This window comes from Streptomyces sp. NPDC006193, from assembly GCF_040613915.1.
Taxonomy (GTDB): Bacteria; Actinomycetota; Actinomycetes; order Streptomycetales; family Streptomycetaceae; genus Streptomyces.
The window spans coordinates 349,985-363,786 of the sequence record NZ_JBEXTB010000002.1 but is presented as its reverse complement, the minus strand read 5'-3'; the positions used below and the strand labels follow the sequence as shown (position 1 = coordinate 363,786).

Here is a 13,802-nt window from a genome sequence, read left to right as displayed (position 1 = left end):
CGGACCTCGCCGGGTATCCGGACGGCACCGGAGATTCCGGCACCGGAAGGGGAGGCGAGGTCTCATGGGTCTCGGCGGATGCATCATCCTCATCGCCATAGGGGCCATCCTGACGTTCGCGACCGACTGGCACATGCAGGGCGTCAACGTCACGGTCGTCGGCCTGATCCTGATGGCCGTGGGCCTGATCGGGGTGGCGACGTTCAGCGGGATCGCCCGTCGCCGCCGGGTGGTCGTGCCGCCCACGACACCGGTGGTGGAGGAGCAGCCCCACCGCCACCACCACGTCGACGGCTACTCCGACGGCTACGGCGTCTGAGGCTGCCTCTGCTCGTCCATGCCCGCCAGGACGAGCGGCAGGCGGTCCGCCGCGCCCTCGGCGAGACGGACCGGGACGCCCCAGTCCTGCTGGTGGACGTGACAGGCGGGATACTCGTTCGACGGATCGTCGTCGCAGGAGGCCGCCATCGCCGAGACGTGCAGGACCCCCTCGGTGACGGACGGGTTCAGTTCCAGCTCCCGGGACAGCTCCGTGTCCGCTCCCTCGCCCTCGAGCAGCAGTTCGGGCGGGGTCGAGGAGACCAGCAGCCGGGTCGAGGGCCCGTAACGGGTGTCGAGCTTCTGCCCCGCGGGGGCCTGGAAGACGACGTCCAGCCGCAGCCTGCCGGGCGCCACCTCCGTCGCCTCCCGCCGGGTGCGGTGGGCGACCGCCTCCACCCGCACCGCCTCCTCCGGCAGCCGCAGCCGGGTCAGCCGGTGCCGCGCCGACTCCACCACCACGATGTCCTCGCCGACCAAAACGGCGTCACTGGGCTCACGCAGATCGGTGGCGAGGGTGGTGACCTCGCCGGTGGCCGGGTCGTAGCGGCGCAGGGCGTGGTTGTAGGTGTCGGCGACGGCGACCGAGCCGTCCGGCAGGGCCGTGACGCCCAGGGGATGCTGGAACAGCGCCTGCTCGGCGGCGCCGTCCCGGTGGCCGAAGTCGAACAGCCCGGTGCCCACGGCCGTGTGCACCCGCCCGTCGAGGTCCACCCAGCGCAGCGCACTCGTCTCGGAGTCCGCGAGCCACAGCCGGTCGGCGGTCGCCGCGAGTCCGGAGGGCTGGGCGAACCAGGCCTCGGCGCCCGGACCGTCCACCAGGCCCTCGTTCGTGGTGCCGGCCGCCACGGCGACCGTCCGCGTGCCCGGGTCGTACGTCCACAGCTGGTGGACGCCCGCCATGGCGATCCACACCCGGCCGCCGAAGACCGCCACGTCCCACGGCGAGGAGAGGTCCACCTCACGGGCCGCGCCGGAGGTCGGTGACCCCTGCCACCACTGCTTCCCGGTGCCCGCCAGGGTCGTCACCTCGCCCGTGGCCGGGTCGAGGCGGCGCAGGGCGTGGTTGACGGTGTCGGCGACGACCACCCCGCCGTCGTCGAGGAGCGCGAGGCCCTGCGGCTCGTTGAACGACGCCTGCGCGGGGCCGCCGTCGGTGAACCCGCGCTGACCGGAGCCGATCCGGCGCACGACGGTCTCCGCGTCCTCGGCCAGCTCCACCAGCTGATGCCGGGTGGTGTCGCTGACCAGCAGGTTCCCCGACGGCAGCAGCAGCGCCTTGCCGGGGAAGCGCAGGGTCGTCGGCTCGGGCTCCGGCGGCACATAGGGGCCGTCGCCCCGGCGCAGGGTGCCCTTCGCCCCGTGCTCGGCCTCCAGCTCCTCGACCAGCCGCTCGATGGCGTGCGCGTGTCCCTCGCCCGCGTGCTGGGCGACGACGTACCCCTCCGGGTCGATCACGACGAGCGTCGGCCAGGCCCGGACCGCGTACTGCTTCCACGTGGCCAGCTCGGGGTCGTCCAGGACCGGGTGGGCCACGCCGTACCGCTCGACCGCGTCCACGACCGCCTGGTGGTCGGCCTCGTGCACGAACTTCGGCGAGTGCACCCCGATCACCACGACCGTGTCCCGGTGCCTCTCCTCCAGCTCGCGCAGCTCGTCCAGGACGTGCAGGCAGTTGATGCAGCAGAACGTCCAGAAATCCAGGACGACGATCCGTCCGCGCAGATCGGCGAGGGTGTACTGCTGGTCTCCCGTGTTCAGCCAGCCGCCCTTGCCGATCAGCTCGGGGGCGCGGACACGGGCGCGTCGGGGTGCGGAGTCGGTCATGGATCCAAGGGTGCCATCAGCGCCGGACGACCGGTCCGGCGCCGGTCGCGTCGGTCAGGGGGAGGGGGGCGGGGCGGGGTCCGCCGTGTCCTCGGACCTGAGCTGCTTGCGCCAGGCGTCCGTCACGCTCTTCGGGATCTTCGTGGTCAGGCCGCCCTCCCCGGTGAGGGCGAGCGCCCGGCTGTAGGCGCCGCCGCCGCAGCCGTCGGGCTGGAACACGAGTGCCACATCGGCGGACGTGTCGATCACGGGCCGGGCGGCGCCCTCCCGGACCACCCGGAACCGGACCGGTCCGGGGCCGGGGTCGGCGTCCCGCGGCAGCGGAAGGCTCACCCGGGTGACGCGCTCGCGCCGCAGCCCGCCCCGGCTGCACTCGCCCCGGGCGCAGAGCTCGAACGAGGCGCCGGTGAGATCGCCGTACCCCGTCCGGTCGACCGTCACGACGACGGCGGAGACGACGCCGTAGCCGGCGCAGGGCTGTGCGCCGGAGCACCCGGAGACGGCCGCGAGCCAGGCCGCCGCGACGGCCGCGAGACCCGCCCGCCCGGCCCGCCCCGCTCCCTGCCGGCCCTTGCGCGCCGCGCCCCCGCGCCGTGACGGGCCGGCACGCCCCCCTCGCAGCAACGTCCGCCTCCTCCGGGTGCGCCGGTTCCGTGACGATCGACCGGCGCCGGGGAAGCATCCCACGTATGAGATTCCTCGTACGCGACCGGATCCTCGGCATCGGTGACGACTGGTGGATCGAGGACGAGCACGGCCGGAAGGTCTTCCTCGTCGACGGCAAGGCGATGCGGCTGCGGGACACCTTCGAGCTGAAGGACACCGAGGGGCGCGTCCTGATCGACATCCACCAGAAGATGTTCGCCCTGCGCGACACGATGGTGATCGAACGGGACGGCGAGGCCCTGGCCAGGATCAGGCGCAAGCGGCTGTCCCTGCTGCGCAACCACTACCGGGTGACCTTGGCGGACGGCACCGAACTGGACGTCAGCGGCAGGATCCTGGACCGCGAGTTCGCCGTCGAGTACGACGGCGAACTCCTCGCGGTGATCTCCCGCCGCCGGCTCACCGTCCGGGACACCTACGGCGTGGACGTCGTCCGGGAGGACGCCGACCCGGCGCTGCTGATCGCGGTGGCGGTGTGCGTGATCCACCTCGCCGAGAAGGACGGGGAGGAGGACTGACCGCCGTGCGGGGCTACCCCCGCGGCCGGGGCGGCTGCAGACCGAGGACGCGGTCCTTCAGCGCGGGGAACTGCTCCCGGGTCGCGGCCGTCCTCGCCGGGTCGAGGTCGACCGTGAGGACCTCCTCGCCCGCGCCGGCCTCGGCGAGCACCTCGCCCCACGGGTCCACCACGATCGAGTGACCCGCCTGCGGAACTCCGGCGTGGGTCCCGGCCGTTCCGCAGGCGAGCACGAACGCCTGGTTCTCCACCGCCCGCGCCCGGGCCAGCAGCGTCCAGTGCGCGCGTCGCCGCTCGGGCCAGCCCGCCGGGATCACGAGCATCTCCGCGCCGGCGTCGACCAGTCCGCGGAAGAGTTCGGGGAAGCGGAGGTCGTAGCAGGTGGCCACGCCGAGCGTGGTCGCGGGCAGCCGGACCGTCACCAGGTCCCGTCCCGCTGCCATCAGCACGGCCTCGCCCCTGTCGAAGCCAAAGCGGTGGATCTTGCGGTAGACCGCGGCCGGTTCACCGGAGGGGGAGAACAGGAGGGAGGTGTTGTAGAGGGAGCCGTCGGGGTCGCGCTCGGGGAGGGAACCGGCATGCAGCCACACGCCCGCGTCGCTCGCCGCCTCGGCCATCGTCTCGTAGGTCGGCCCGTGCAGCGGCTCGGCCTCGCGGTCGAAGGCCTCGAAGGCGAAGGCACCGGTGGTCCACAGCTCGGGCAGCACGACGAGGTCGGCGCCGGCCTGTTCCCGCACCAGGGCGGCGGCCCGCTGCCGCCGGGAGTCCACCGGTTCGCCGTCGTCCACGGCGATCTGGATCAGCGAGGCGCGCACACTACCACCGTCCTGGCACTCGAGTCGTCCGCACCGGCCTACGATCGTCACACGAAAGCACTGCCGGGGCGCTCTCAGCAGCGTAACTTTGGGGGTGCCCCCGGTTCGAGCCCAGTCGAGACCCGGGGGAGTTTCGAGACACCCGCCGAAGTGCAGCCGCCGCCCGCTGGCAACGCCGCCACAACCTGCCCGTGTACCGACCGCCGAGGGGTCCCGTTCCGTGAGTCTGCATCCCACCCTCCAGCCCTACGCCGACGCCTGGACGCACTCCATCGAAGCGATATCCGAGATGGCGCAGTCGCTCGTCGAGGGCGAGTGGAACCGGCGGACCCCCTGCCCCGGCTGGTCGGTCCGGGACATCGTGTCGCACGTCATCGGCCTGGACTGCGAGATGCTCGGCGACCCGCGTCCCATCCACGCCCTGCCGCGCGACCTCTTCCACGTCGCCACCGAGCACCAGCGGTACATGGAGATGCAGGTCGACGTCCGCCGCCACCACACGGCGCCGGAGATGACGGCGGAGCTGGAGTACACGGTCATCCGGCGCAACCGCCAGCTGCGCAACGAGTCCCGTGACCCCGGCACCCTGGTCCGCGGGCCGCTGGGCACGGAGATCACCCTGGAACACGCCTACCGGATGCGGGCGTTCGACGTGTGGGTGCACGAGCAGGACCTGCGCACGGCCCTCGGCCGCCCCGGCAACCTGGACTCGCCGGGGGCGTACGTCACCCGTGACGTCCTGCTGGAGGTGCTGCCCAAGGTGGTCGCCAAGGACGCGGACGCGCCGCGCAGTTCGGCGATCGTGTTCGACGTGCACGGGCCGGTGGAGTTCCTGCGCACCGTCCGCGTCGACATCCAGGGCCGCGGCACCCTGGAGGCCACCCCCGCCCTCGGTCCCGCCGCCACGCTCAGCCTCGACTGGGAGACGTACGTCCGGCTGGCCTGCGGCCGGGTGAGCCCGGAGGCGGTGGCGGACCGGGTGAAGACGGAGGGCGACCAGGACCTGGCCGCGGCGATCCTGCGCAACTTCGCCGTGACGCCGTGACGCCGTGACGCCGGACGCCCGGTGCGGACCGACGCCTGCTCCGCCCGCGGCCGCGGGCGGTGCGGGTCACGCGGCGGGCACGTGGACCGTCTCCACCCGGCTCGCCACCAGCCGTTCCCGCTCCCGCCGGGCCGCCCGCCCGCGCAGGCGCAGGATCTGGCTGACGCCGAGGGCCTGCAGGACGAACACCGCGGAGAAGGCCACGGCGTAGTCGCCGCCGGTGGCGTCCAGCAGCACCCCGACCGCGAACAGCGTCGTCATGGAGGCGATGAACCCACCCATGTTGGTGATGCCGGACGCCGTGCCCTGTCGCTCGGGCGGGTTGGCCGGGCGGGCGAAGTCGAAGCCGATCATCGAGGCCGGCCCGCAGGCGCCGAGGACCGCGCAGAGCACCACCAGCAGCCACATCGGGGCCCGCTGCCCGGGGTACGCCAGCGTCACCGCCCACAGCAGCACCGTGCCGCTCACCGTGCCCAGCGCGAGCGGCAGCCGGGCCGCGTGGTGGCGGGCGATGATCTGGCCGTAGACCAGGCCGATCACCATGTTGGACAGGACGACGAGGGTGAGCAGCTCGCCGGCCGTGGCGCGGCTCAGCCCCTGCGCCTGGACCAGGAAGGGCAGGCCCCACAGCAGCAGGAACACCATCGCCGGGAACTGGGTGGTGAAGTGCACCCACAGCCCGAGCCGGGTCCCCGGCTCCCGCCAGGCCTCGGCGATCTGCCGGCGCACGTAGGCCGCGCCCCGGTGCCGGGACGGTTCCGGTGCGCAGCCCTCGGGGTGGTCCTTCAGGAACAGCAGGGTCAGGACGAGGACGACCGCGCCCGCCAGCGCGCTGCCCGCGAACGCCGGGGTCCAGCCGAGGCCGTGCAGCAGCCGGGCCAGGACGAGGGTGGAGACGAGGTTGCCCGCCATGCCGGCCAGCCCCGCGAGCTGTGCGACCAGCGGTCCGCGCCGGGCGGGGAACCAGCGGGTGCCGAGCCGCAGCACGCTGATGAAGGTCATCGCGTCGCCGCAGCCCAGCAGGGCCCGGGAGGCGAGGGCGGCGCCGTACGAGGGGGAGAAGGCGAAGCCCAGCTGCCCGGCCGTGAACAGCACCGCGCCGATGCTCAGCACCTTCTTCGTGCCCAGCCGGTCGACGAGCAGGCCGACGGGTATCTGCATGCCGGCGTAGACCAGCAGCTGGAGGATGGAGAACGTCGACAGGGCCGAGGCGTTCACCCGGAAGCGGTCGGCCGCGTCGAGTCCGGCGACGCCGAGCGACGTGCGGAAGATGACGGCGACGAAGTAGACGGCGACGCCCGTGGACCACACGGCGACGGCCCGGCGCCCGCCCGGCGGGTCACCCGGAAGGGTGGCGTTGCAGGGACTGCTCATCGGACCTCCCCGCGCGCGAGGTGGGAGAACCAGCTCACGTGCCGGTGCACGACCGCGACGGCCGCCTCGGCGTCGCCGGCGCGCAGCGCGTCCAGGATCTCCTCGTGCTCGGCGAGCGTCTTGGCGATCCGGTCGGGGTGCGAGTGCATGACGGCGACGCCCATCCGCAGCTGGCGGTCGCGCAGCTGGTCGTAGAGCCGGGAGAGGATCTCGTTGCCGCCGCTGCGCACGATCTCGGCGTGGAAGCAGCGGTCGGTGACGGCGGCCCCGGCCAGGTCGCCGGCGGCGGCCTGCGCCTTCTGCCGTTTCAGCAGCTCCGTCAGCCGCTCCAGCAGTCCGGGCGGGGCGGGCACGGCCTTGCGGGCCGCGTGCTCCTCCACCAGCAGCCGGGTCTCCACCACGTCGGCGATCTCCTGCGCGGAGACGGGCAGGACCAGGGCGCCCTTCTTCGGGTAGAGCCGGATCAGGCCCTCGACCTCCAGGCGCAGCAGCGCCTCCCGGACGGGTGTGCGCGAGACGCCGACGGCGTCGGCCAGCTCGCCCTCGGTGAGCAGGGTGCCGCCCTCGTAGCGGCGGTCGAGCACGCCCTGCTTGACGTAGGCGTACACGCGGTCCGCGGCGGGCGGCTGCTTGAGGGACTGCGGGGTGGACTGCTCGACGGCCGTTCTCATGCCGACAGCTTAGATACAACACGTACACAAGCGCCGGTGCCGTCCATCATGCGGACGTGACGGACACCACTCGCAGCGACCGCACAACCTTCTGTGCTACTTACGTGTCACACACGTGCGGCCCCTCTCGTTCCAGGTCAACTCGGTCGCATCCCACGGGCATTCAAGACATTCGAGGTATTCACTTTGATTACCGGCATCAAGGGCACCCGCCTCCGCAGAGCAGCCGCCGTGGCCGTCACCTCCGGCGCACTGCTTGCGACCGGTGCCCTCACCGCAGCGCCCGCCCAGGCCGTCAGCACGCCCTCGATCGTGGCCAAGGGCGGCTACGTGATGAACAACGCCAACAGTTCGTCGCTGTACACCAAGGCGGCCGACACCAGGCGGTCCACCGGTTCCACCACCAAGATCATGACCGCGAAGGTCGTGCTGTCGCAGCCGAACCTCGACCTCGACGCCAAGGTCACGATCCAGAAGGCCTACAGCGACTACATCGTCGCCAACAACTACGCCTCGAACGCCGGGCTGATCGTCGGCGACAAGGTCACCGTCCGCCAGCTGCTGTACGGGCTGATGCTGCCCTCCGGCTGCGACGCGGCGTACGCCCTCGCCGACAAGTTCGGCTCGGGCTCGAGCCGGGACGCGCGCGTGAAGTCGTTCATCGGCAAGATGAACACCACCGCCAAGAACCTCGGCCTGACGAACACGCACTTCGACTCGTTCGACGGCATCGGCCACGGCGCCAACTACTCCACGCCGCGCGACCTGACGAAGCTCGCCAGCAGCGCGCTGAAGAGCTCCACGTTCCGCACGATCGTCAAGACCAAGTCGTACACGGCCAAGACGGTCACCAAGACGGGCAGCACCCGCACGATGAAGACGTGGACGAACACCAACGGGCTGCTGTCCAGTTACAGCGGCACCATCGGCGTGAAGACCGGCTCCGGCCCGGAGGCCAAGTACTGCCTGGTCTTCGCCGCGACCCGGAACGGCAGGACGGTCATCGGCACGGTCCTCGCCTCCACCTCCATCGCCCAGCGCGAGGCGGACGCCAAGAAGCTCCTCAACTACGGCTTCGCCAAGCTCGCCTGACGGCACGACCGCTCCCGGTCGCAGGGGCCCGCCGCGGAAGCGGCGGGCCCCTCGTGCTGCCGGACCAGGGAGGACGCGGACAGACGCCGCACGACCGGCGCCCCGCCCGTCCCCCCGTTGCCGCTCACCACGGCGTCCGTTCCGGCCGGCTGGAGGCCGACAGGCACGGCGAAGGGGGCGGTCGCGAGACGTGGTCGCGGCCGCCCCCTGCTGCCTCGGACGTCACCCGCCGGGGCGCGCTGTCACGCCCAGGTGATCAGGCGCTTCGGCTGTTCGAGGATCGCCGCGACGTCGGCGAGGACCTTGGAGCCGAGCTCGCCGTCGACCAGGCGGTGGTCGAAGGAGAGCGCCAGCGTGGTGACCTGGCGGGGCTTGACCTTGCCCTTGTGCACCCACGGCTGGGGCTTGATCGCGCCGACCGCGAGGATCGCCGACTCGCCGGGGTTGAGGATCGGCGTGCCGGTGTCGACGCCGAAGACGCCGACGTTGGTGATGGTGACCGTGCCGCCCTGCATGGCGGCGGGGCTGGTCCTGCCCTCGCGGGCCGTGGCCACCAGGTCGGAGAGCGCGTCCGCGAGCTGCGGCAGCGTCTTGTCGTGCGCGTCCTTGATGTTCGGGACGATCAGGCCGCGGGGGGTGGCCGCGGCGATGCCCAGGTTCACGTAGTGCTTGAGCACGATCTCCTGGTTGGCCTCGTCCCAGGAGGCGTTGATCTCCGGGTTGCGCTTGATGGCGACCAGCAGGGCCTTGGCGATCAGCAGCAGCGGGTTGACCCGCCTGCCCTGCATCTCCTTGTCCTGCTTCAGCTCCTCGACCAGCTTCATCGTGCGGGTCACGTCGACCGTCACGAACTCCGTGACGTGCGGCGCGGTGAACGCCGAGCCGACCATCGCCGCCGCCGTCGCCTTGCGCACGCCCTTGACGGGGACGCGGGTCTCGCGGGCGCCGTCGTAGGTCGCCGCGGCCGCGGGGGCCGGGGCGACGGCGGGGGCCTGGGCGACCGGCTCGGGGGCGGTCGCGGGGGTGGCCGCCGCGTGGACGTCCTCGCGCGTGATGATGCCGTCCGGGCCGGACGGGACGACCGCGGCCAGGTCGACGCCCAGGTCCTTGGCGAGCTTGCGGACCGGGGGCTTGGCCAGCGGGCGGGGCCGGTCCGCCGCCGCGCCGTGGCCGTTGGGCTCCGGCTGGGCCGCCGCCGGGACGACGGCCTCGGGGCCCTTGCGCGGGCGGCGCCTGGTGGAGGAGGTGGCCACGCCGTAGCCGACCAGGACCGGCTGGCGGCCCTGCGGCTTCGGCTCCTCCTCCGGCCGGGCGGGCGCCGGCTGCGCGGGCTGCGGCCGGGCGGGCTCGGTGCCGGGCTGCGCGGCGGGGGCCGCGGGCGCGGCGCCGCCGGCCACGTCCACCGCGATGATGGGCGTGCCCACGTCCACCGTGGTGCCCTCGGGGAAGTGCAGGGCGCGGACCACGCCGTCGTAGGGGATGGGCAGTTCGACGGCCGCCTTCGCCGTCTCCACCTCGCAGACCACCTGGCCGTCCGTCACCGTGTCGCCCGGCTGGACGTACCACTTGAGGATCTCCGCCTCGGTGAGCCCCTCGCCCACGTCGGGCATCTTGAACTCGCGTACGGACGCTTCCGTCATCGTCGTCACGGCCTCTCCTCAGTACGCCAGCGAGCGGTCGACGGCGTCGAGCACGCGGTCCAGGTCCGGCAGGTACGCCTCCTCCAGGCGCGCGGGCGGGTACGGGGCGTGGTAGCCGCCGACCCGCAGGACGGGCGCCTCCAGGTGGTAGAAGCAGCGCTCGGTGATCCGGGCGGCGATCTCCGCGCCGGAGCCGAAGAACACGGGCGCCTCGTGGACCACGACCAGGCGGCGGGTCTTCTCCACCGAGGCCTGGACGGCGTCGAAGTCCAGCGGCGACACCGAGCGCAGGTCCAGGACCTCCAGGGACTTGCCCTCCTCGGCGGCGGCGGCCGCGACCTCCTGGCAGAGCTTCACCATCGGGCCGTAGGCGGCCAGGGTGAGGTCGGTGCCCTCGCGGACGACCTGGGCCTTGTGCAGCGGGGCGGGGATGGCGTCGAAGTCGACCTCGCCCTTGTCCCAGTAGCGCCGCTTGGGCTCGAAGTAGATGACCGGGTCGTCGCTCTGGATGGCCTGCTGCATCATCCAGTAGGCGTCCGACGCGTTCGACGGCGACACGATCTTCAGGCCCGCCACGTGCGCGAACAGCGCCTCCGGGGACTCCGAGTGGTGCTCGACCGCGCCGATGCCGCCGCCGTAGGGGATGCGGACGACGACCGGCAGCTTGACCTTGCCCAGCGAGCGGGCGTGCATCTTGGCGAGCTGGGTGACGATCTGGTCGTAGGCCGGGAAGACGAAGCCGTCGAACTGGATCTCCACCACCGGGCGGTAGCCGCGCAGGGCCAGGCCGATCGCGGTGCCGACGATGCCGGACTCGGCGAGCGGGGTGTCGATGACCCGGCTGTCGCCGAAGTCCTTCTGCAGGCCGTCCGTCACCCGGAACACGCCGCCGAGCTTGCCGACGTCCTCGCCCATGACGAGCACCTTGGGGTCGGCGTCCAGGGCGCGGCGCAGCGACTCGTTGATGGCCTTGGCCATCGCCATCTTCTCGGCCATCTCAGTGACCCCCTTCTTCGGCGAACGACGCCTGGTAGGCGGCGAACTGGGCGCGCTCCTCGTCGACGAGCGCGTGCCCGTCCGCGTACGCGTTCTCGAAGATGGCGAAGTGGTCCGGGTCGGGCATGGAGCGGACCGCCTCGCGCACTCGTCTGCCCAACGCCTCGGACTCGGTCTCGAGTTCCGCGAAGAACGCCTCGTCCGCGTGGCCCGTCGCCTCCAGGTGGCGGCGCAGGCGCAGGATCGGGTCCTTGGCCTCCCAGGCCAGCCGTTCCTCGTCGCCCCGGTAGCGGGTGGGGTCGTCGGAGGTGGTGTGGGCGCCCATGCGGTAGGTGTAGGCCTCGACCAGGGTGGGGCCCTCGCCGTTGCGGGCGCGCTCCAGCGCCCACTTGGTGACCGCGAGGCAGGCCAGCACGTCGTTGCCGTCGACGCGGACGCCGGGGAAGCCGTAGCCCTGGGCGCGCTGGTAGAGCGGCACGCGGGTCTGGCGCTCGGTCGGCTCGGAGATCGCCCACTGGTTGTTCTGGCAGAAGAACACGACGGGGGCGTTGTAGACGGCGGAGAAGGTGAAGGACTCCGCGACGTCGCCCTGGCTGGAGGCGCCGTCGCCGAAGTAGGCGATGACCGCCGAGTCCGCGCCGTCCTTGGCGATGCCCATCGCGTAGCCGGTGGCGTGCAGCGTCTGGGAGCCGATGACGATCGTGTACAGGTGGAAGTTGTTGGTGTTGGGGTCCCAGCCGCCGTTGTTGACGCCGCGGAACATGCCCAGCAGGTTGGCCGGGTCGACGCCGCGGCACCAGGCGACGCCGTGCTCGCGGTAGGTCGGGAAGACGTAGTCGTCCTCGCGGGTGGCGCGGCCGGAGCCGATCTGGGCGGCCTCCTGGCCCAGCAGGGAGGCCCACAGGCCCAGCTCGCCCTGGCGCTGCAGGGCGGTGGCCTCGGCGTCGAAACGCCGGGTGAGCACCATGTCGCGGTACAGGCCGCGCAGCTCCTCGGGGGTGATGCCGGCGACGTAGGCGTCGTACGCGGCGTTCTTCACCCGCTTGCCCTCGGGCGTCAGGAGCTGCACGAGTTCGGGGTCGGCGCTCTTCTTCGCGGTGGTGCGGGTGGTGCGGGTGGTGCGCTTGGCGCCGGTGCCTGCGGTGGTCCCGCCGGCCGTGCCGGCCGTCTCGCCGGTCGCGCCGGTCCGGCCGCCGGTGGCGCCGGCCTTGCCTGCGGCGCTGCGTCGCGGCTTGCGCGCGGCACTGCTCTCCACGGTCACGTGTGCTCCTCCGTCGTTCCGGCCCCCGGGGTTGCCGGTGGGCCAGTGCGGCTCACCTGTTTCGACCACCGGGCACGGGGTGGGTGCCACTCGGCCGGGAACAGGCGTGACAGGTGCCCCGGCGAGCGCCCTGCGACCATCACGTTACCCAGTGCTCCACATTTCTGTGAAACCCCGTTTGACCTGCGATTTTGCTTGGATTTCCAAGTAAATCGCGGAAAGGCGGAAGCGCGCTGGTCACAGCCTTGCGGCTGTCCGGAGCATCCGCACGTTATCCCGGCCACCCAGGTCACGGGAAGAGTCGGCGAGGCCGTGCGGGCAAAGGCCCCGGACGGCCGAATGGACGATCAAGAAAGAGTTTCCCGGCCCGCCGCCGGATTCCGGCCACCGCGTTTCCCCACGCCGCGCCGCGTCACCCGCTTGCAGGCGGAAAAGCCCACTGTGTGACCGAAAGCGACCGTCGGCGACTGCCTGTGACAACGCCCAGCTCACAGCCTCTGCGCTTGCCCTAGCATCTGCCGCGTGCCGCGCTCTTGTGTACCACCCCTCGTGCCCCACGCGCCCCCTCTGGGCGTCTTGCTCCGCCTGTACTCCGCGGGTACCGCGCTCGCCTGCGAGCCGGTCGACCAGGGTCTGCTGAACCGCGGGTACCGGCTGTGCACCACCCGCGGCCGCTACTTCCTCAAGCACCACTTCGACCCGGACACCGCCGACCCGGCCGCCATCGAGCACCGGCACCGCGCCACCTGGCGCCTCGCCGACCTGGGCGTCCCGGTCGCCCCGCCGCTGGTGCACCGCGAGGGCCGTACGGTCGCCGTCGTCGGCGGCCACGCCTACGCCCTGCACCCCTGGATCGACGGCCGGCACCGGCACGGCGGCCAGCTCACCCGCGGGGAGAGCGCCCGCCTGGGCGCGCTCCTCGGGGCCGTCCACGCCTGCCTGGAGCGGGTGATGCCGCCCGAGGGGCGCGCCCGCCCGGCGGCCGGCCCGCACCCCGTGGAGAGCGCCGACCCGGCCGACACCTTCGCCCTCATCGACGACCTGCTCGGCCATGTGCGCCGGCACCGGCCCGCCGACGCCTTCGACGAACTGGCCCGGCACCGGCTGCTGGAACGCCGCGCGCTGCTGGAGCAGCACGCCGGCCGGCGCCCGCCGCGCGGCGGCTCGGTGGGCTGGGTGCACGGCGACTTCCACCCGTTCAACCTGCTCTATCGGGACGACGCCCCGGCGGCCATCGTGGACTGGGACCGGCTCGGCGTGCAGCCGCGCGCGGAGGAGGCGGTACGGGCCGCCGTGATCTTCTTCGTGCGCCCCGGCGGGACGCTGGACCTGCCGAAGGTGCGCGCCTTCGCGCGCGCCTACCGGCGCGCCGCGGGGGCCACGCCCTCGGAGCTGGCCGCGGCCGTCCACCGGGTGTGGTGGGAACGGCTGAACGACTTCTGGATGCTGCGCTGGCACTACGAGCGCGGGGACACCCGCGCGGACTGCCAGTTCCCGGCCGCGTCCGCGCTCGCGGTGTGGTGGACGCGCGAGTACGACGCGGTGTGCGACGCGTTCGTGCGGTGAGCGGACGGCGTCAC

13 protein-coding genes are annotated in these 13,802 nt (G+C 72.7%); 5 read left to right on the top strand and 8 right to left on the bottom strand.

Annotation, left to right across the window (positions count from 1 at the left end; translation table 11 throughout):
• The first annotated feature begins 64 nt into the window (after positions 1-64).
• Positions 65-319 carry a DUF6458 family protein gene (locus ABZ261_RS03580; protein ID WP_356854900.1) on the top strand — a complete coding sequence of 85 codons (255 nt, stop codon included), beginning with the start codon at positions 65-67 and terminating at the stop codon, positions 317-319.
• On the opposite strand, the gene ABZ261_RS03575 is transcribed toward ABZ261_RS03580, so the two are convergent.
• The gene (locus ABZ261_RS03575; RefSeq protein WP_356854899.1) at positions 307-2,145 is read right to left on the bottom strand and encodes a thioredoxin-like domain-containing protein; all 1,839 of its coding nucleotides are present in this window, start codon (positions 2,143-2,145) and stop codon (positions 307-309) included. The genes ABZ261_RS03580 and ABZ261_RS03575 overlap by 13 nt on opposite strands.
• Before the next feature lie 54 nt (positions 2,146-2,199).
• Positions 2,200-2,769 carry a hypothetical protein gene (locus ABZ261_RS03570; protein ID WP_356854898.1) on the bottom strand — a complete coding sequence of 190 codons (570 nt, stop codon included), beginning with the start codon at positions 2,767-2,769 and terminating at the stop codon, positions 2,200-2,202.
• 65 nt (positions 2,770-2,834) lie between these two features.
• Here ABZ261_RS03570 and ABZ261_RS03565 point away from each other — a divergent pair, with 65 nt between their 5' ends.
• Positions 2,835-3,329 (top strand): LURP-one-related family protein, encoded by a 495-nt coding sequence (locus ABZ261_RS03565; RefSeq protein WP_356854897.1) that lies wholly within the window; start codon positions 2,835-2,837, stop codon positions 3,327-3,329.
• 13 nt (positions 3,330-3,342) lie between these two features.
• Here the strand turns inward: ABZ261_RS03565 and ABZ261_RS03560 are convergent, their stop codons facing one another.
• Positions 3,343-4,143 (bottom strand): carbon-nitrogen family hydrolase, encoded by an 801-nt coding sequence (locus ABZ261_RS03560; RefSeq protein ID WP_356854896.1) that lies wholly within the window; start codon positions 4,141-4,143, stop codon positions 3,343-3,345.
• 220 nt (positions 4,144-4,363) lie between these two features.
• On the opposite strand from ABZ261_RS03560, the gene ABZ261_RS03555 reads away from it, so the two are divergent.
• Positions 4,364-5,188, top strand: coding sequence for a maleylpyruvate isomerase family mycothiol-dependent enzyme (locus tag ABZ261_RS03555; RefSeq protein ID WP_356854895.1), 825 nt, complete (start codon positions 4,364-4,366; stop codon positions 5,186-5,188).
• Positions 5,189-5,254: 66 nt separating this feature from the next.
• Here the strand turns inward: ABZ261_RS03555 and ABZ261_RS03550 are convergent, their stop codons facing one another.
• Complete coding sequence (locus tag ABZ261_RS03550; RefSeq protein ID WP_356854894.1) at positions 5,255-6,562, bottom strand: MFS transporter; 1,308 nt, start codon at positions 6,560-6,562, stop codon at positions 5,255-5,257.
• Positions 6,559-7,233, bottom strand: coding sequence for a GntR family transcriptional regulator (locus ABZ261_RS03545; protein ID WP_356854893.1), 675 nt, complete (start codon positions 7,231-7,233; stop codon positions 6,559-6,561). The genes ABZ261_RS03550 and ABZ261_RS03545 overlap by 4 nt, the downstream gene beginning before the upstream one ends.
• A gap of 186 nt (positions 7,234-7,419) precedes the next feature.
• Here ABZ261_RS03545 and ABZ261_RS03540 point away from each other — a divergent pair, with 186 nt between their 5' ends.
• On the top strand, positions 7,420-8,325 hold the full coding sequence (locus tag ABZ261_RS03540) for a D-alanyl-D-alanine carboxypeptidase (protein WP_356854892.1): 906 nt from the start codon (positions 7,420-7,422) through the stop codon (positions 8,323-8,325).
• Between the two features lie 242 nt (positions 8,326-8,567).
• On the opposite strand, the gene ABZ261_RS03535 is transcribed toward ABZ261_RS03540, so the two are convergent.
• Genes ABZ261_RS03535 through pdhA form a run of 3 tightly spaced genes read right to left on the bottom strand, consistent with a single transcriptional unit; the run spans position 8,568 to position 12,222 of the window.
• Complete coding sequence (locus tag ABZ261_RS03535) at positions 8,568-9,974, bottom strand: dihydrolipoamide acetyltransferase family protein (RefSeq protein ID WP_356854891.1); 1,407 nt, start codon at positions 9,972-9,974, stop codon at positions 8,568-8,570.
• Positions 9,975-9,983: 9 nt separating this feature from the next.
• Positions 9,984-10,961: an alpha-ketoacid dehydrogenase subunit beta gene (locus ABZ261_RS03530; RefSeq protein ID WP_356854890.1), complete on the bottom strand. Its 978-nt coding sequence runs from the start codon at positions 10,959-10,961 to the stop codon at positions 9,984-9,986.
• A gap of 1 nt (position 10,962) precedes the next feature.
• Positions 10,963-12,222, bottom strand: a complete 1,260-nt coding sequence (gene pdhA, locus ABZ261_RS03525; RefSeq protein WP_356854889.1) for a pyruvate dehydrogenase (acetyl-transferring) E1 component subunit alpha — start codon at positions 12,220-12,222, stop codon at positions 10,963-10,965.
• A 549-nt stretch (positions 12,223-12,771) separates the two neighbouring features.
• Here pdhA and ABZ261_RS03520 point away from each other — a divergent pair.
• A complete protein-coding gene (locus ABZ261_RS03520; RefSeq protein ID WP_356854888.1) occupies positions 12,772-13,788 on the top strand; it encodes a phosphotransferase in 1,017 nt (338 codons plus the stop codon).
• Positions 13,789-13,802 lie beyond the last annotated feature (14 nt).